Origin of the sequence: Volucribacter amazonae (assembly GCF_029783845.1) — a bacterium.
Taxonomy (GTDB): Bacteria; Pseudomonadota; Gammaproteobacteria; order Enterobacterales; family Pasteurellaceae; genus Volucribacter; species Volucribacter amazonae.
In genome coordinates this window covers 1456325-1476383 of sequence record NZ_LWID01000001.1, presented here as the reverse complement: position 1 = coordinate 1476383, position 20059 = coordinate 1456325, and the positions used below count along the sequence as shown (strand labels likewise).

The window sequence follows — 20059 nt, the reverse complement described above, 5'->3', positions numbered from 1 at the left end:
TTAATAAATTTATGTTGTTTATATTGGCTTTTTTATCCTAAATAGAAAATCGATCCCCTATTTTTTATTCTTTACCTTTACGCATTGCCAAGGCAATAGCAATAGTTTGGGCAAGGGTCATGGTGGCACATTGTGAACGAAAACCATGCACTTGTGCCTCTTTAATCACAAAGGAAACATCACTAAAAGCCAATAATGGGCTGATTTGGCTATCGGTAATGGCGATTTGTTTAATGCCTTTACGGGCAGTGGCTTGCATAATTTCTAACGTTTCTTTGGCATAAGGGGAAAAACTAATGGAAATTACCGCATCACCTTCACGAATTAAACTTAATTGTTCATCAAACATTCCCCCTAATCCATCTAAAATAAAGGAACGTTCCTCAAGATGATGCAGGGCATAATTTAAATAACTGGCAATACTAAAAGAACGTTTTAGTCCAATAATAAAAATATTGTTGGCTTGTAATAAAATATCTACTGCACTTTCAAGCTGTGATAAGGAAATATTATTCGCCATTTGTTGCAAAGCATGGCTATTTGCCTGACTAAAAATCGTTAAAACATCTTTACCATTTTGCGAAATTGGCTCTTCTTTATCTAGTTGACGAGAAAGCTGTAAACGTTCTGTATAATTTACCGTTCCCTCCATTAAACTTTCACGAAATAATTGTTTCATTTCGTTAAAGCCACTAAAACCAAAAGCATTGGCAAATCGGATTAGGGTAGATGGTGGAACTTCTGCTCGCTCTGCAATGGTCGCTACGGTATCAAACACCACACTTTGATGATTATCTAAAACATATTTTGCGACTTGCTTTAAACGCTTACTCAAGCGATCATAACGTTGACGGATCTCTTGTTGCAAATTAGCTAATTCTACATTTTCTGACATAATGATCCTTGCTCTTAGTAAAATATCTATAACATAGTTTATACAACTTTGAATTAAAAGCATACAAATATTGTGTAACAGTATTCAATTTATCGCCCATGACGTAGCAAATTGGAATAATTTTTAAAATTAAAATTTCAAAAATATGATCAACTTAACAAAAATGAAATAAAATTTTCATTTTTGCTAGACAGATACATAACTAATGGTAATCTAGCAAGCAGTTAATCCATTCTATCTTTTATGTTTATTCTTCGCTGTACATTATCAAGGAATGATAAGGCAACTTACCATTTTACTTGATAGTAAGAGGATATAGTCGTTTCAATTTAAAATCAGACAAGGCGAAACGCCGAATATAGTACAAAGAGTACGGCGAGGCTTGCCAACGCTGTATTCTTTTAAATTAGGACGACGATACTTGTATGATTAGATAGCTGTAACATCTAATTCTACTTCTTTTAGCTCAACCTACCAAAGAGGTGAAAATATGAAAAAAAGTAGTAAATTAATCTTATCTATTCTGACATTAAGCTGTGCTGTTTATGCTCAAGCAAAAAATGAATTAGTTGTTTTTAGCTTGCCAAACTTATCCAGCCCTTTTGAAGTTCAACTGTCCAAATCAGCATTAAACACTGCAAAAGCGTTAGAAATTAATTTACAAGTATTAGACGGGCAAAGTAGCTCAACCAAACAAGCGGCTGATCTTGAAAATGCCATTACACGAGGTGCTAAAGGGATTGTTATTGCCCCTAATGATGTGAACGCTATCGCTGCTGCAGTGGAAGAAATTATTGAAGAAAAGATCCCTGCGGCAACTTTAGATCGTAAGGTACAAAGTAGTCAGCCTATTCCTCATTTTGGGGCAAATAATTATACGGGAGGGCAAGAAATAGCCAAAGTCATTAAAGCCCGTTTTCCACAAGGGGCAAACATTATCTTGCTCACAGGGCAACCGGGTTCTAGTTCTAATATTGAACGCACTAAAGGCTTTAGAGATGAACTCAAAGCAGGGGGCGATAGCTACAATATTATTATTGACCAAACAGGTAATTGGCTTCGCTCAGAGGGATTACGCATTATTGAAAGCGTTTTACCAACATTAAAAGTTAAACCTCAGGTTATCCTCTCTGCCAATGATGATATGGCATTAGGGGCAATAGAAGCCTTGCATAGCCTTGGCTATAAAGCCGGTGAAATTATTGTAACAGGGTTTGATGCTGGTCCTGAAGCCTTAGCACGTATTAAAGATGGTTGGTTATATGCGACTGCCGATCAACGTCCTAGCTATGCGGTAAAAACAGCCTTGGAACAAATTGTTAATAAAGAACGTAATGGGGTAGCAATGACAGGCTTAGATTTCGCCCCAACAATTATTACTTTAGAAAATATCAATGATGCCGAACGCATTAGTGAAGTGCAATAAAAATAAATTGCTAGTCTTTAAGGACAGATTTTATTGTTACTAACAATAAACGGGCTTGAAGACTGGCTTTGAGAGGTTTATATGCCAAGTCCTTTATTAACGGTTAAAAATCTTAGCAAGAGTTTCTCTGGAATATTTGCCTTAAATAATGTTCATCTTGAAGTAGGGCGAGGCGAAGTGCATGCCTTACTTGGTGAAAATGGTGCGGGGAAATCTACTTTGCTTAAAGCCTTATCTGGAGCACAACCACAAAGTAGTGGTGAAATTATTTTTGATAATAAAACTTTATCGCCACAGGATAGCCCCTATCAACGGCAACAACAGGGCATCGTAACAATTTATCAAGAATTTAATTTATTGCCGAATATGACGGTTGCCGAGAATTTTTTTCTGGGACGAGAAAAAACAAAAGGTTTGTTTGTTGATGAAAAAATGGTTAATGAAGAAGCTCAAATGGTACTGGATAACTTAGGTTTAGAGATCAAACCTAACACCCAAGTATCTCGTTTAAGTGTAGCTCAACAACAAATGGTTGAAATCGCACGAGCCTTGACCTTAAATGCCAAGCTGATCATTATGGACGAACCTTCCGCTGCATTAAGCGATAAAGAAGTGGAAACCTTACATAACATTGTAAGGGATCTCAAACAACGAGGGGTAAGTGTCATTTACGTTACACATCGTTTAAATGAAGTTTTTGCCCTTTGTGATCGCTTTACGGTATTTCAAGACGGTAAATATTCTGGCGAGGGCAAGGTTGCTGAAGTGAATGTTGATGATATTATTAAAATGATGGTTGGACGCAATGTGGCATTTACTCGCCGTCCAGCTAGCGAAACCCATCATCAAGATAAACCTGTGGTACTTTCTGTCCGTCATCTTCATCGAGAAAAACCAGCTTTAGATCCTCATGGCATTGCTTTACATGATATTAGCTTTGATATTCATCAAGGCGAAATATTGGGTATTGCTGGCTTAGTTGGAGCAGGACGCACAGAAATCGCTCGTTGTTTATTTGGTGCAGAACCTTATATTGCTGGCGAAATCTTACTTAATGGCGAGCCTTATCATGCTAATTCGCCATTGGAGGCTTTAGAAAAAGGCATTGCTCTTGTGCCAGAAGATCGTAAAAAAGAAGGGCTAGTATTGGGGCTACCTATTAGAACCAATATGACGCTTTCTAATTTAAAGAACTTATTATCCTTAAAATGGTTTGTAGATGAAAATAAAGAAAGTGATTTAATTGAATCCTATCGCCAAGCCCTTCGGATAAAAATGGCAAGTTCCCACCTTGAAGCTCGTAAATTATCTGGTGGTAATCAGCAAAAAGTCATTCTTGCTCGCTGTATGTCCCTTAACCCCAAAGTGCTTATTGTTGATGAACCGACAAGGGGTATTGATGTTGGGGCAAAATCTGAAGTGCATCAAGTACTATTTGATATGGCAAAAAAAGGAGTTGCTGTATTGGTTATTTCTTCTGATTTACCTGAAATTATGGCTATTTCTGATCGGATAATTACCCTTTCCGAAGGGCGAGTAACTGGGCAAATTCATGGCGATGATGCTACTGATGAAAAATTAATGTCGATGATGGCTATCGGCGTAAATAGAGATTAAATCATAACCTTAGCATTGGAGAAATTATTATGCTAAACAATATGTTAAAGAATATGGGCATTATTGATGAAAATGGTAAAAAAGATCCCATTGCATTTTTTGAACGGTTCGGCGTACTTATCTTTCTTGTTTTGCTTATTATATTCTTTTCTGTGCAAAACAGTGCTTTTCTATCGCAACGCAATATTTTTAATATTCTCACTGAAGTATCCATTTTCGGTATTATGGCGGTGGGTATGACCTTTGTTATTCTTACAGCAGGTATTGACCTTTCCGTAGGATCTGTATTAGCCGTTTGTGCTATCTTTGCAGCACATATTATCAAGGGCGATAATACCGTTACCGTTGAACCCGGGGCTTGGGGCGGTATGAGTTGGGCAATTGGTCTAGGGATTTGCTTAGTTATGGGGACTTTTATCGGTTGGTTACATGGATTGGGTATTACTAAATTAAAAATTCCACCTTTTATTGTAACTCTCGGCGGTATGACCATTTGGCGAGGTTTAACCTTAGTGATCAATGATGGTGCTCCCATTGCAGGCTTTGATGCTGGCTATCGTTGGTGGGGACGAGGCGACATTTTTGGTATTCCAGTGCCAGTTGTGATTTTTGCAATAGTCGCCATTCTCGGTTATATCGCATTACACAAAACTCGCTGGGGACGTTTTGTCTATTCCGTAGGGGGTAACCCTGAGGCTGCTCGCCTTGCAGGTGTGAATATTAATCGAACCTTAATTAGTGTTTATGTGGTTATGGGGGCATTGGCAGGACTTGCAGGATTTATCCTTAGTGCACGTTTAGGCAGTGCTGAGTCGGTAGCAGGTGTTGCTTTTGAGTTACGTGTCATTGCTTCTGTGGTCATTGGTGGTACTTCATTAATGGGTGGCTATGGACGTATTACGGGGACAATTTTCGGTTCTATTATTATGGGGGTACTCATTAACGGTTTAGTATTAATGGATGTTTCCGCCTACTATCAACAAATCATTATGGGGGTTATCATTATTCTCGCTGTTGCGTTTGATACTTACGCTAAAAGCCGACGAGGGGCGTTATAGTCCGCTAAATAACAAAGCCCTTTGTCAATCTTAACAAAGGGCTTTAGGCTAACATATTGTTTTACAAATCAAAAGGATCAGCATAAGGAATTAAACCTTTACCTAACATTCGGCTAATACCGCTATTATGGCTACCCCCTAAACCTCGTAATTCTACGTTAAAAATGACACTGTTATCATAGAATACTTGTTTATCATTTTGGTATTCTTGATTATCTTTGCTGGTAACATAACGACGATAGCCTATGCCTGCACTCCAACAACAGGTGTTATATTGCACTCCCGTATACTGTTCTACCGCTTTGTTAAGAGCTATGTCATGATAATAACGTGCGACTATCGCCCAATTATCATTAACCTCCCAGCCCAAGGTAACGCCAAGTTGATTAATATCTTGATTATAACGGTTAGCACTTTGTGTGAGGTTTTGGTTGATAAAAGCCTCACTAGCATAACGATAATTTAACTGCACTAAATTATTACCTTGGGGATTATATTGTAAGCTGCTGTTCGCCAATGAAGTTTGGCTTAAACTGGTGTCATATTGATAACTGGCTCGCCAACTCCATTTTGAATTGATCTTCCAGTTGGTTTCCAATGCCCAAGAAGAGGATGAGCCTGTACTATTGTCAGGGTTATTATCAATACGAGAAGGAGTAATATAATAAATTTGCCCAATGGAGAGATTAAAACGTTCGTTAGCATTTTCATCAAAGAAACGAGTTGTTCCCCCTAAAGTGACTTGATTAGCAGAAGCAATACGGTCTAAACCACTATAACGGCGATCACGGAACAGGGAGAAATAATCTTGCTGTAATAAGGTTGAATCATAACCAAAACCGAGATAATCCGAATTTAAACTTGAACCAATATTACTTTGATCACGATAAGGGCGATAAAGATATTGAATATGGGGTTCAAGAGTTTGTGTATAATTAGCAATAAAGGTTTGCTGGCTTGCTAATACCGTTTGCAAATCCACTTTAATTTGCGGAATAAAGCGATTAACTCGGCGTTGAACCTCCTCAGCATTTACCGCACTACCTTTGGTTTGTTGGTAATGGGTAGCATAAACTTTGGTTTCAATATTAATACTACCGTAATTATTCGCAAGTGGTAAATTTAAACTTGGTTCAAGATGAAAACGCCAAGCCTTTGGCATTAATTTGCTGTCATTATCAAAGCGCACCGCTTGAGAAAATAAACGAAAATCTAATCTACTTTTAGCTATATTATTGGCGTAATAATTAAAATCAAGTTGTGGTAAGGCTCGATAAGGTCCAATATCCACTTCATCAAAAATTTGAAATTGTTTGGCTGAAAGAGAGAAATTATACTGAGGCTGATAATAGCTAATACGCGCTGTTTGATCCGCATAACCGTCTGTACTACTACCATAATCAGAGGTAAAGTCGTTGAAATAACGTTTATCACTCACATGGGTATAATTCACATTTAATCGCCAATCCCGTAAAAAAGCAGAACTATGCGACCAATGGAATAAATGACGTGAACGGTTTTCGCCCGTATAATCAGCATAACGATCATCACCAAGATATTCGCCCGCAAATTTTCCTTCGCCTAATGAAGTTAAATAACGAAATTCACCATTTAATTGCCAGCCACGATGAGACATATATTTTGGCGTAAAGGTAACATCATAATTTGGTGCAATATTCCAGTAAATAGGTTGGGCATAAAAATAGCCATCTCGGCTAGAGATACCAAAATCTGGCAATAATAAACCTGAACGCCGTCTATCACCAATAGGTAATTGGAAATAAGGCGTGTAAAACACAGGAACGCCTAATACATGAAAACGAGCGTGCCACATTTCTGCCACTTCATCTTGTAAATCTTGTCGCATTTCGCTGGCATAGATTATCCAAGCATTATCATTGGGTAAACAAGAAGTAAAAGAGGCATTTTTTAAGGTACGATAACGCTCACGCAAGCTAATATCTTGTGCCTCACCCCGCCCTTGACGCCCAACAAGCTGATATTTTGCCCCTTGAATATCCGCATCACGATTATTTAAATTAATATCCGCATTTGATCCTATTAGATTAATTAAATTATCTTGGTAATCTAATCCATGACGAATATAGGCAAAACGCTGTGGATCTTGCTCATTACCTGTTTGCTTAATCTCAATGGATTGGGCTAATAACGTACGATTACCCTGTTGCACTTGCACATCGCCTGTATATTTTGCCATTGTCGGCTGATTAAGCTGTGCTTGATCTGCTTCAATATAAACAGGAAGATCATTAACATTCCCTTGCACCACTTCGCCACGAAATTGTGGTACACCTAACATACATTGCTGAGTTAAATCCGCCAAGACAGGACTAGCGTAAAGTGCGGTGATAATTGAAAGAGAAATCAGCTTATAACAGGTTTTATTCATAAATTACCATTCTTACCAAGTACAAAATTGCACAAATTATACTGAAAAAACCGCTTTAACGCATTGTGTTTTTACAATCTACCGATTTAAAAGCACATTGATCAAGATGATCATTTACCAACCCCATAGATTGCATAAAAGCATAACAAATAGTTTCACCAACAAAAACAAATCCCCGCTTTTTCAACGCCTTAGACATAGCTTGTGAAGTAGGGGTTTTACTGGGAACATCAACTAAGGTTTTTACCTGATTACATTGAGGCTTACCTTGTACAAAAGACCAAATAAAATGACTAAAATTTTCACCGCACTTTTCCATTGCAAGATAGGCTTGAGCATTTTTAACAATCGCCACAAGCTTTGCCCGATGCCGAATTAACCCCTTATCTTGCATAAGTCTATCTATATCTTGCGAAGTCATTTGCACAATTTTATCAGGCTGAAAATCAAAAAAAGCACGCCGATAATTTTCCCGTTTTTTCAATACTGTTATCCAAGATAACCCCGCTTGTTGCCCCTCTAAACACAATTTTTCAAATAATTTTAGGCTATCAAATTGTGGTTTTCCCCATTCATTATCATGATAATCAAGATATAAAGGATCTTGCGTTACCCAATCACAACGTTTTTTCATTGTTTTTCCTTATTCATGTAATACATAACTTCTCAATATTACGCTCTTGATTACCATAATTTATATGGTAGGATTGTCAAGTAGCGTGATGATGGCTAATTTATACGCCATACTTGATCAAGGCTAAACGCTAACTTATCTTTAATCACCAAAAAGGAAAATAAAATGTCTCAATTAGAATCCTTACGCAATATGACTGTTGTGGTTGCAGACACTGGCGATATTGAAGCCATTAAACAATATCAACCGCAAGATGCCACAACTAATCCTTCTTTAATTTTGAGTGCATCTGCTTTACCACAATATGCTTCATTAATTGATGATGCTATTGCTTATGCTAAAGCACAAAGCAATGATAAAGCGCAACAACTGATTGATGCAGAAGACAAACTGGCTGTAAATATTGGTTTAGAAATTTTAAAAATTGTACCGGGACGCATTTCTACTGAAGTGGACGCTCGTCTTTCTTATGACACTAAAGCAACAGTAGAAAAAGCCAAAAGATTAATGGCACTTTATAATGAAGCAGGCATTAGCAACGACCGTATCCTTATTAAAATCGCTTCCACATGGCAAGGTATTCGTGCCGCAGAATTACTTGAAAAAGAAGGCATCAACTGTAACCTCACCTTATTATTCTCCGAAGCACAAGCAAGAGCCTGTGCCGAAGCAGGTGTTTATCTTATCTCGCCATTTGTAGGACGTATTTTAGATTGGTATAAAGCCAACACCGATAAAAAAGACTACGCACCAGAAGAAGATCCGGGTGTCATCTCTGTAACCAATATTTATCATTACTACAAACAATATGGCTATAATACCATTGTAATGGGAGCAAGTTTCCGTAATGTTGGCGAAATAATTGAATTAGCGGGCTGCGATCGCCTTACTATTTCTCCAGCATTACTCAAAGAATTGCAAGAAACAAACGGAAGTTTAACCCGTAAATTAGATTACCAAGGCGAAATCAAACCTCGCCCAACCCCAATGACAGAGGAAGAATTCTATTGGCAACATAACCTCGATCCAATGGCAGTAGATAAATTAGCTGACGGTATTCGCAAATTTGCTGCCGATATTGAAAAATTAGAAGCAATGTTGGCAGAGAAGTTGTAATTATTGTTAAAATATTTCTAATAATAATTTTCATATTACAAATACCCCCACTTTTTCCGCAAGAGATGAAAGTGGGGGGTATTTTTATCGTCAATTAAAACATCTTTCCTAATGTTGGATATATAGTCGTTCAATTTAAAAGGAAAATGGTTATAAAAAAATCTACCCCAAACAAATTGTTCAGGGCGGATTTGTCTTGAGTCAGTCTAAGCTGAATTATCTCATGTTAGAGAACAGTAATATCAGTGTCTACCAAGATCTTCGTTGAATCTAAGGTATAAGTATAGTACTCATTATTCTCATAGGTTACGGTATTCGTTGATTTGGTTGCTTTCACTGATGCACTACCAAATTTCAGAGAACCAGCGTTACCTTCGATAATTAAGTTAGCGGTGCTACCATCATCTAGGTTAAAGGTTGAGCTAGCATTATTTCTAATTACGCTATCATTCAAGGTTACTACATTGTACGGCTGGGTTAATTGAATTTTCTCAAAACCACTCATACCATTTTGTAGGGTAACCTCTGTAACATCTTGAATGATTACAGTATCAATACCGCTACCACCAGTGATGGCGCCGTTAGTCCATTTTGAACCACCTTGGATAATAAAGTGATCGTCACCTTCTCCAAGATCAATGCTTCCCCCCGTAAAGTGGTTATCACTAGTGAGGTATACGGTATCATCGCCTTTGCCTAGGTATACTCGACCATTGTTAAATGTTCCCATTTCACTAGAGTTACCAGCTAGGTTTGAATTGTAATTTTTATCATAACCCATGGAGTAAATGTCATTACCATCACCTAATCTGATAACACTGTTAACGATCATACCACCAAGGATAAAGGTATCATCACCTGCACCGGTATTAAAGGTCATAGCATCATTGTCTCGAACCATAGAGTTACGCAAATCAAACCAGTCATTACCACTACCTGAATCAATACGCCCTTGTACAAAACGATAACCATTACCTTCAAGGGTGGTAACTAGGTTATTACCATCGCCTAAATCTACATAGTTGACATTCAGACTAACTACTTGTTCTGTACCATCACCAGCATCAGAATTTACAGTAACCTGACGGCGATCGCCAGCCCAGTCCATTTTATGTTTATTCCAATTATTATTTGTTGCAATGAAAGAGAGGGTGTCGTTTTCATTGCCAAATATCACTGTGGAACCATCATGGATACCACCTACTTCTAGTATATTGCTACCGCTTCCCATACTCACAACAGATTTATCACGAATACGGTCATGGATTAATAGGGTGTCATTACCATCGCCCATATTAATAGATGAGCGCCCTTGCACACCGCCGTCTCGGCTTGTACCTGTACCAATAACCACATAGTCATTTCCAGCACCAGTATCTAATCTTCCACCATTAAAGTTACTTTGGAAGAAGATAACATCATCTTCATCGCTGGTTGGTATTGCAGAGGTATTATTAATCAACCTAGCTCCATTCACTGTTGTTTTATCAAACGGTCTAGTAATTTGCGATACAACGATTTGCGGAGCTACAATACTTCTAGAGGTTGAATCACCATTTACATTGTATAATGTCGCTTCCACTTTGGTTCCCGGTTTTAAGGTACCCACATTAAACATAAAACCACCCGTTTCTTTATTTACCACACCCGGGAATAGATCTGAGCCCTCTACAAAGAACCAGTCAGAATCACCTCGTTTTATATTTGAAGTTTTTTGTACACCATTAGCATCGGTATATTTCACGACTAACAGAGAACCTGCTTCATAAGCGTTCGGATTAGCAACGCCTAAGAATAATTTACCATTCTCTTTTGGTGGCATTTCCATAATAATCTCTGGTCTGGTGTTATCAACCGTAACAGTAACAGCTTCTGAATAAGCAGTTTCAGTGCCTTTAGTGGCAACGGCACGGAACTGATAAGTCCCATCTGGCACGTTAGAATGCTGTTGAGTAGCCTCATTCCATGTTTTACCGCCATCTATACTAATTTGATATTTGACCTCAGCCCCAGCTTTATTGGCTACACCATTTAGATCAAAGGCATTATCTTTGGTTACCTTATCTGATAAGCTTTCATCTGAATGCCCTATTGCTGCTAAATAAGCTTGACCTGTCGCGGTATTATTATCATAACCAGTATCCTCTAAACTAACAAAGTTAAGAGTTACCGTTAATGCAGAGTTAACCACAACATCTTCTGGTTCAGATTTATTATTCGCTTCATCTGTGGCCGTTACGGATAATTTCGCTCCATTCTCTTGAGTTGGAATGTTGGTACTATAATTACCTTCTGTATTTGTGGTAGTAGTTACTGTGGTGCCGTCTGGTAAGGTAATAGTAATCTTACTATTCGGTTCAGCTTGCCCCACAACACTTTGCGTATCATCGTCAGCAATTACTAAGTTAGCCGTTGGTTTCGCTGGTGCTTCTGTATCAGAATCAGCTTTTGCTGTAGTATTTCCAGTTTTCGTTGCTTCCTTAGCATCTTTTGCTGTAGCAGTTACCGTTGAGTTATCCTGTACCGCACCTGATGGTAATCTGATTGCTCCTGTGTTCGGATCAATAGTTACAGTAGAACCATCAGTTGGTTGAGTAATGGTCCAATTGCTATCTTCACCTTTCGTTGCTGTAACAGTCTGCGGATTACCTGCTTCATCGGTATATTTCACTTCTACTGATTGAGCTTCTCCTGCTGTAGGAGGTGTAATCACTACGGAACCATCATTTTGAGCATCAAGATTTGGATCACCAAGAACTACAGGGTTACTACCTGCATTTTTCGTTTCTGGCTTTGAAGTATTACCGCTATTGTCTTCCGCTTTAGCAGTTACCTCTGAGCCATCTTTTACTGCTGTTGCAGGAACGGTAATTACACCAGAATTAGCATCAACTTGAACAGCAGAGCCTTCTGGAACAGACCATTTACCATTTTCATCTTTAGTTGCAACCACAGTTTGTTTTTGATTTTGCTCTTGCTCATCAGTGTATTCCACTGTAATAGTTTTAACATCAGCATCTGATGGAGGGGTTACAGTTACAGAACCATCATTTTTAGCATCAATGCTTGGTGATGCTGGAGCTTGAGCATCAACAGTTACTTCAGTCGGCTGAGATGTATTACCAGCTTTATCTGTCGCAGTAACTTCGACTTCAGCTCCATCTTCTTGTTTTGGGATCTCAACACTGTAATCGCCATTTGTATCAGCTATCGCAGTTACGGTGCTGTTATCTGGTAAAGTTACAGTAACTGTACTATCTGCTTCCGCTTTGCCCTGAACAACTTGTTTGCTGTCATCATTATCTTTTGCAACGACTTCTGCAGTTGGCGCATCTGGTGCTTTTGAATCCACTTTAGCAGAAGTTTCTGCAGATTCATTACCAGCTTTATCTGTCGCAGTAACTTTGATTTCCGCTTCATCTTCTTGTTTTGGGATCTCAACACTGTAATCGCCATTTGTATCAGCTGTCGCAGTTACGGTGCTGTTATCTGGTAAAGTTACAGTAACTGTACTATCTGCTTCCGCTTTACCCTGAACAACTTGTTTGCTGTCATCATTATCTTTTGCAACGACTTCTGCAGTTGGCGCTGAAGGTGCTTTTGAATCCACTTTAGCAGAAGTTTCTGCAGATTCATTACCAGCTTTATCTGTCGCAGTAACTTTGATTTCTGCTTCATCTTCTTGTTTTGGGATCTCAACACTGTAATCGCCATTTGTATCAGCTGTCGCAGTTACGGTGCTGTTATCTGGTAAAGTTACAGTAACTGTACTATCTGCTTCCGCTTTGCCCTGAACAACTTGTTTGCTGTCATCATTATCTTTTGCAACGACTTCTGCAGTTGGCGCATCTGGTGCTTTTGAATCCACTTTAGCAGAAGTTTCTGCAGATTCATTACCAGCTTTATCTGTCGCAGTAACTTTGATTTCTGCTTCATCTTCTTGTTTTGGGATCTCAACACTGTAATCGCCATTTGTATCAGCTGTCGCAGTTACGGTGCTGTTATCTGGTAAAGTTACAGTAACTGTACTATCTGTTTCCGCTTTGCCCTGAACAACTTGTTTGCTGTTATCATTATCTTTTGCAACGACTTCTGCAGTTGGCGCATCTGGTGCTTTTGAATCCACTTTAGCAGAAGTTTTTTCAGATTCATTACCAGCTTTATCTGTCGCAGTAACTTTGATTTCCGCTTCATCTTCTTGTTTTGGGATCTCAACACTGTAATCGCCATTTGTATCAGCTGTCGCAGTTATGGTGCTGTTATCTGGTAAAGTTACAGTAACTGTACTATCTGCTTCCGCTTTGCCCTGAACAACTTGTTTGCTGTCATCATTATCTTTTGCAACGACTTCTGCAGTTGGCGCTGAAGGTGCTTTTGAATCCACTTTAGCAGAAGTTTCTGCAGATTCATTACCAGCTTTATCTGTCGCAGTAACTTTGATTTCCGCTTCATCTTCTTGTTTTGGGATCTCAACACTGTAATCGCCATTTGTATCAGCTGTCGCAGTTATGGTGCTGTTATCTGGTAAAGTTACAGTAACTGTACTATCTGCTTCCGCTTTGCCCTGAACAACTTGTTTGCTGTCATCATTATCTTTTGCAACGACTTCTGCAGTTGGCGCTGAAGGTGCTTTTGAATCCACTTTAGCAGAAGTTTCTGCAGATTCATTACCAGCTTTATCTGTCGCAGTAACTTTGATTTCCGCTTCATCTTCTTGTTTTGGGATCTCAACACTGTAATCGCCATTTGTATCAGCTGTCGCAGTTATGGTGCTGTTATCTGGTAAAGTTACAGTAACTGTACTATCTGCTTCCGCTTTGCCCTGAACAACTTGTTTGCTGTCATCATTATCTTTTGCAACGACTTCTGCAGTTGGCGCTGAAGGTGCTTTTGAATCCACTTTAGCAGAAGTTTCTGCAGATTCATTACCAGCTTTATCTGTCGCAGTAACTTTGATTTCCGCTTCATCTTCTTGTTTTGGGATCTCAACACTGTAATCGCCATTTGTATCAGCTGTCGCAGTTACGGTGCTGTTATCTGGTAAAGTTACAGTAACTGTACTATCTGCTTCCGCTTTACCCTGAACAACTTGTTTGCTGTCATCATTATCTTTTGCAACGACTTCTGCAGTTGGCGCATCTGGTGCTTTTGAATCCACTTTAGCAGAAGTTTCTGCAGATTCATTACCAGCTTTATCTGTCGCAGTAACTTTGATTTCTGCTTCATCTTCTTGTTTTGGGATCTCAACACTGTAATCGCCATTTGTATCAGCTGTCGCAGTTACGGTGCTGTTATCTGGTAAAGTTACAGTAACTGTACTATCTGTTTCCGCTTTGCCCTGAACAACTTGTTTGCTGTTATCATTATCTTTTGCAACGACTTCTGCAGTTGGCGCATCTGGTGCTTTTGAATCCACTTTAGCAGAAGTTTTTTCAGATTCATTACCAGCTTTATCTGTCGCAGTAACTTTGATTTCCGCTTCATCTTCTTGTTTTGGGATCTCAACACTGTAATCGCCATTTGTATCAGCTGTCGCAGTTATGGTGCTGTTATCTGGTAAAGTTACAGTAACTGTACTATCTGCTTCCGCTTTGCCCTGAACAACTTGTTTGCTGTCATCATTATCTTTTGCAACGACTTCTGCAGTTGGCGCTGAAGGTGCTTTTGAATCCACTTTAGCAGAAGTTTCTGCAGATTCATTACCAGCTTTATCTGTCGCAGTAACTTTGATTTCCGCTTCATCTTCTTGTTTTGGGATCTCAACACTGTAATCGCCATTTGTATCAGCTGTCGCAGTTATGGTGCTGTTATCTGGTAAAGTTACAGTAACTGTACTATCTGCTTCCGCTTTGCCCTGAACAACTTGTTTGCTGTCATCATTATCTTTTGCAACGACTTCTGCAGTTGGCGCTGAAGGTGCTTTTGAATCCACTTTAGCAGAAGTTTCTGCAGATTCATTACCAGCTTTATCTGTCGCAGTAACTTTGATTTCCGCTTCATCTTCTTGTTTTGGGATCTCAACACTGTAATCGCCATTTGTATCAGCTGTCGCAGTTATGGTGCTGTTATCTGGTAAAGTTACAGTAACTGTACTATCTGCTTCCGCTTTGCCCTGAACAACTTGTTTGCTGTCATCATTATCTTTTGCAACGACTTCTGCAGTTGGCGCTGAAGGTGCTTTTGAATCCACTTTAGCAGAAGTTTCTGCAGATTCATTACCAGCTTTATCTGTCGCAGTAACTTTGATTTCCGCTTCATCTTCTTGTTTTGGGATCTCAACACTGTAATCGCCATTTGTATCAGCTGTCGCAGTTACGGTGCTGTTATCTGGTAAAGTTACAGTAACTGTACTATCTGCTTCCGCTTTGCCCTGAACAACTTGTTTGCTGTCATCATTATCTTTTGCAACGACTTCTGCAGTTGGCGCATCTGGTGCTTTTGAATCCACTTTAGCAGAAGTTTCTGCAGATTCATTACCAGCTTTATCTGTCGCAGTAACTTTGATTTCTGCTTCATCTTCTTGTTTTGGGATCTCAACACTGTAATCGCCATTTGTATCAGCTGTCGCAGTTACGGTGCTGTTATCTGGTAAAGTTACAGTAACTGTACTATCTGTTTCCGCTTTGCCCTGAACAACTTGTTTGCTGTTATCATTATCTTTTGCAACGACTTCTGCAGTTGGCGCATCTGGTGCTTTTGAATCCACTTTAGCAGAAGTTTTTTCAGATTCATTACCAGCTTTATCTGTCGCAGTAACTTTGATTTCCGCTTCATCTTCTTGTTTTGGGATCTCAACACTGTAATCGCCATTTGTATCAGCTGTCGCAGTTATGGTGCTGTTATCTGGTAAAGTTACAGTAACTGTACTATCTGCTTCCGCTTTGCCCTGAACAACTTGTTTGCTGTCATCATTATCTTTTGCAACGACTTCTGCAGTTGGCGCTGAAGGTGCTTTTGAATCCACTTTAGCAGAAGTTTCTGCAGATTCATTACCAGCTTTATCTGTCGCAGTAACTTTGATTTCCGCTTCATCTTCTTGTTTTGGGATCTCAACACTGTAATCGCCATTTGTATCAGCTGTCGCAGTTACGGTGCTGTTATCTGGTAAAGTTACAGTAACTGTACTATCTGCTTCCGCTTTACCCTGAACAACTTGTTTGCTGTTATCATTATCTTTTGCAACGACTTCTGCAGTTGGCGCTGAAGGTGCTGTCGTATCTGTTTGACCTGCTGTTTCTGGGTTATTGCCCGCAGTGGCTTTAGAAGAATCATTAGCAACGGATTCATTACCGCTATTGTCTTCCGCTTTAGCCGTTACCTCTGAACCATCTTTCACTGCGGTTGCAGGCACAGTAATTACACCAGAATCCGCATCAACTTGAACAGCCGAACCTTCAGGAACAGACCATTTACCATTTTCATCTTTAGTTGCAACCACCGTTTGAGCTTGCTCTTGCTCATCGGTGTATTCCACAGTAACTGTTTTAACATCATCATCGGATGGCGGTGTTACTGTAATAGAACCGTCATCATTGGCTTTCACTGTTGGTGCAGATGGTGCAGTGGTATCTTCTTCGCTAGCTGATTCAGAGTTATTGCCCGCAGTGGCTTTAGAAGAATCATTAGCAACGGATTCATTACCGCTATTGTCTTCCGCTTTAGCCGTTACCTCTGAACCATCTTTTACTGCGGTTGCAGGCACAGTAATTACACCAGAATCCGCATCAACTTGAACAGCCGAACCTTCAGGAACAGACCATTTACCATTTTCATCTTTAGTTGCAACCACCGTTTGAGTTTGATCTTGCTCATCGGTGTATTCCACAGTAACCGTTTTGACATCATCATCGGATGGCGGTGTTACTGTAATAGAACCGTCATCATTGGCTTTCACTGTTGGTGCAGATGGTGCAGTGGTATCTTCTTCGCTAGCTGACTCAGAGTTATTGCCCGCAGTGGCTTTAGAAGAATCATTAGCAACGGATTCATTACCGCTGTTGTCTTTCGCTTTAGCCGTTACCTCTGAGCCATCTTTCACTGCGGTTGCAGGCACAGTAATTACACCAGAATCCGCATCAACTTGAACAGCCGAACCTTCAGGAACAGACCATTTACCATTTTCATCTTTAGTTGCAACCACCGTTTGAGTTTGATCTTGCTCATCGGTGTATTCCACAGTAACCGTTTTGACATCATCATCGGATGGCGGTGTTACTGTAATAGAACCGTCATCATTGGCTTTCACTGTTGGTGCAGATGGTGCAGTGGTATCTTCTTCGCTAGCTGATTCAGAGTTATTGCCCGCAGTGGCTTTAGAAGAATCATTAGCAACGGATTCATTACCGCTATTGTCTTCCGCTTTAGCCGTTACCTCTGAACCATCTTTCACTGCGGTTGCAGGCACAGTAATTACACCAGAATCCGCATCAACTTGAACAGCCGAACCTTCAGGAACAGACCATTTACCATTTTCATCTTTAGTTGCAACCACCGTTTGAGCTTGCTCTTGCTCATCGGTGTATTCCACAGTAACTGTTTTAACATCATCATCGGATGGCGGTGTTACTGTAATAGAACCGTCATCATTGGCTTTCACTGTTGGTGCAGATGGTGCAGTGGTATCTTCTTCGCTAGCTGATTCAGAGTTATTGCCCGCAGTGGCTTTAGAAGAATCATTAGCAACGGATTCATTACCGCTATTGTCTTTCGCTTTAGCCGTTACCTCTGAACCATCTTTCACTGCGGTTGCAGGCACAGTAATTACACCAGAATCCGCATCAACTTGAACAGCCGAACCTTCAGGAACAGACCATTTACCATTTTCATCTTTAGTTGCAACCACCGTTTGAGCTTGCTCTTGCTCATCGGTGTATTCCACAGTAACTGTTTTAACATCATCATCGGATGGCGGTGTTACTGTAATAGAACCGTCATCATTGGCTTTCACTGTTGGTGCAGATGGTGCAGTGGTATCTTCTTCGCTAGCTGATTCAGAGTTATTGCCCGCAGTGGCTTTAGAAGAATCATTAGCAACGGATTCATTACCGCTGTTGTCTTTCGCTTTAGCCGTTACCTCTGAGCCATCTTTCACTGCGGTTGCAGGCACAGTAATTACACCAGAATCCGCATCAACTTGAACAGCCGAACCTTCAGGAACAGACCATTTACCATTTTCATCTTTAGTTGCAACCACCGTTTGAGCTTGCTCTTGCTCATCGGTGTATTCCACAGTAACTGTTTTAACATCATCATCGGATGGCGGTGTTACTGTAATAGAACCGTCATCATTGGCTTTCACTGTTGGTGCAGATGGTGCAGTGGTATCTTCTTCGCTAGCTGATTCAGAGTTATTGCCCGCAGTGGCTTTAGAAGAATCATTAGCAACGGATTCATTACCGCTATTGTCTTCCGCTTTAGCCGTTACCTCTGAACCATCTTTTACTGCGGTTGCAGGCACAGTAATTACACCAGAATCCGCATCAACTTGAACAGCCGAACCTTCAGGAACAGACCATTTACCATTTTCATCTTTAGTTGCAACCACCGTTTGAGCTTGCTCTTGCTCATCGGTGTATTCTACAGTAACTGTTTTGACATCATCATCGGATGGCGGTGTTACTGTAATAGAACCGTCATTTTGAGCTTTGACGCTTGGAGACGTTGGAGCTTGAGCATCAATGATTACATCAGTAGATTCAGATTTATTGCCTGCTTTGTCTTTTGCAGTAACTTCAATTTTTGTATTGTGATCTTGTTTTGGAATTTCAACGCTGTAATTACCGTTTTCATCTACGGTTGCGGTTAGACTATTACCATTTGGAAGAATAATTGTAACTGTACTATCAGCTTCGGCTGTACCACTTACAATTTGAGTTGTTGCATCTTTAGTGATTACTACTGCGGTAGGGGCTTCTGGCGGTATATTATCCTGTGAGGGGGGGGGTAGCGCCACTATTATTATCTCCTTTGCCACCTGCGACAAAAGCAATTCCTGCACCTAATAAACCTAAGCCTAATAACCACCACGGACTATAATCCCAAAAAACACCAGCTTTTAATTCTTCACCGCCAAGAATTTGAATTGCTGATTCTTGATTATCTAACATTGCAACAGCGTCTTGATCTTTATTTGACTCTGGTACATAAGAATAAATAAGACCATTATTAGCCTCACCAATTACCATACTATTGCTGTTTGATTCTTCTGGGTTATCCCCTTCATAATAATTTTTGATAACAATCTCTGGTAATTTGCTATCTTTGTCTAGCATAATTTGTAAATCATTGCCATCTCGTTTAGCAATAATTTTTTCTGGACCTTTACCTGTAGCATCATCAATTAATTGATAATTTACCTTACTTTGCCCTTCAAGTATTAATGATTCACCTTTGCTTACTTTGTAGCTGGCAATCTCTGATTTGGCATTCAATAACTTAATTGTCGTTGACATAAGATTTCTCCTAATAAATAATTACCTGCCTTCATTCTTATAAAATTTAGGCAACTCTAAATATAACTCCTACTCTAAACTGTATAATGTTTTACATTGAAATAAATAACTTCAATATTTTCCACAAACTCATCTAGAAATAAAAGCTATAAGTAAATTGTCGTGCTATATAAAACTAAAATCTGTTTAATAAGTTATTTTACACTTAGAAAAAATAATTTTAATTATATACACAATTAAAATGGCCATAAATCTTATATATAAACAATGGTTGTGTCAATGAAATACAATTAATTTGTAAGCATACGCAAACTAGAGTCTTTTCAATTCAAAATAAGACAAAGCATACCAACGCTACATTATTTTAAATGGGACGACTATAAATCAACTCCTTTGAAAAATATTTCTCCCTTAACAAAAAATTTCAGGCAGTCCCTTTTATCAAAGGCTGC

General features: G+C 39.4%; 9 protein-coding genes. 4 read left to right on the top strand and 5 right to left on the bottom strand.

Going from position 1 to position 20059, the window contains the following annotated elements; all coding sequences use genetic code 11:
• Positions 1-64 precede the first annotated feature (64 nt).
• Positions 65-895 (bottom strand): MurR/RpiR family transcriptional regulator, encoded by an 831-nt coding sequence (locus A6A20_RS07055; RefSeq protein ID WP_279572779.1) that lies wholly within the window; start codon positions 893-895, stop codon positions 65-67.
• Between the two features lie 490 nt (positions 896-1385).
• On the opposite strand from A6A20_RS07055, the gene A6A20_RS07050 reads away from it, so the two are divergent.
• From A6A20_RS07050 to A6A20_RS07040, 3 genes are all read left to right on the top strand, one after another.
• The gene (locus A6A20_RS07050; RefSeq protein ID WP_279572778.1) at positions 1386-2321 is read left to right on the top strand and encodes a substrate-binding domain-containing protein; all 936 of its coding nucleotides are present in this window, start codon (positions 1386-1388) and stop codon (positions 2319-2321) included.
• Positions 2322-2402: 81 nt separating this feature from the next.
• The gene (locus A6A20_RS07045) at positions 2403-3938 is read left to right on the top strand and encodes a sugar ABC transporter ATP-binding protein (protein ID WP_279572777.1); all 1536 of its coding nucleotides are present in this window, start codon (positions 2403-2405) and stop codon (positions 3936-3938) included.
• 29 nt (positions 3939-3967) lie between these two features.
• Positions 3968-4996 carry an ABC transporter permease gene (locus A6A20_RS07040; protein WP_279572776.1) on the top strand — a complete coding sequence of 343 codons (1029 nt, stop codon included), beginning with the start codon at positions 3968-3970 and terminating at the stop codon, positions 4994-4996.
• 61 nt (positions 4997-5057) lie between these two features.
• On the opposite strand, the gene lptD is transcribed toward A6A20_RS07040, so the two are convergent.
• Entirely contained in the window at positions 5058-7406 is a 2349-nt protein-coding gene (gene lptD / locus A6A20_RS07035) for an LPS assembly protein LptD (protein ID WP_279572775.1), read from the bottom strand.
• 55 nt (positions 7407-7461) lie between these two features.
• Positions 7462-8040 carry a DNA-3-methyladenine glycosylase I gene (locus A6A20_RS07030; protein WP_279572774.1) on the bottom strand — a complete coding sequence of 193 codons (579 nt, stop codon included), beginning with the start codon at positions 8038-8040 and terminating at the stop codon, positions 7462-7464.
• 165 nt (positions 8041-8205) lie between these two features.
• On the opposite strand from A6A20_RS07030, the gene tal reads away from it, so the two are divergent.
• Positions 8206-9156, top strand: coding sequence for a transaldolase (tal, locus tag A6A20_RS07025; protein ID WP_279572773.1), 951 nt, complete (start codon positions 8206-8208; stop codon positions 9154-9156).
• 226 nt (positions 9157-9382) lie between these two features.
• Here tal and A6A20_RS07020 read toward each other — a convergent pair whose 3' ends face one another.
• Entirely contained in the window at positions 9383-19108 is a 9726-nt protein-coding gene (locus A6A20_RS07020; protein ID WP_279572772.1) for an Ig-like domain-containing protein, read from the bottom strand.
• Entirely contained in the window at positions 19080-19607 is a 528-nt protein-coding gene (locus tag A6A20_RS07015) for a hypothetical protein (protein ID WP_279572771.1), read from the bottom strand. The genes A6A20_RS07020 and A6A20_RS07015 overlap by 29 nt, the downstream gene beginning before the upstream one ends.
• Positions 19608-20059 lie beyond the last annotated feature (452 nt).

Excerpts from the sequence above, each read along its gene's own strand:
- A6A20_RS07055 (WP_279572779.1), bottom strand. The coding sequence starts at position 895 with ATGTCAGAAAATGTAGAATTAGCTAATTTGCAACAAGAGATCCGTCAA.
- A6A20_RS07050 (WP_279572778.1), top strand. The coding sequence starts at position 1,386 with ATGAAAAAAAGTAGTAAATTAATCTTATCTATTCTGACATTAAGCTGT.
- A6A20_RS07045 (WP_279572777.1), top strand. The coding sequence starts at position 2,403 with ATGCCAAGTCCTTTATTAACGGTTAAAAATCTTAGCAAGAGTTTCTCT.
- A6A20_RS07040 (WP_279572776.1), top strand. The coding sequence starts at position 3,968 with ATGCTAAACAATATGTTAAAGAATATGGGCATTATTGATGAAAATGGT.
- lptD (WP_279572775.1), bottom strand. The coding sequence starts at position 7,406 with ATGAATAAAACCTGTTATAAGCTGATTTCTCTTTCAATTATCACCGCA.
- A6A20_RS07030 (WP_279572774.1), bottom strand. The coding sequence starts at position 8,040 with ATGAAAAAACGTTGTGATTGGGTAACGCAAGATCCTTTATATCTTGAT.
- tal (WP_279572773.1), top strand. The coding sequence starts at position 8,206 with ATGTCTCAATTAGAATCCTTACGCAATATGACTGTTGTGGTTGCAGAC.
- A6A20_RS07015 (WP_279572771.1), bottom strand. The coding sequence starts at position 19,607 with ATGTCAACGACAATTAAGTTATTGAATGCCAAATCAGAGATTGCCAGC.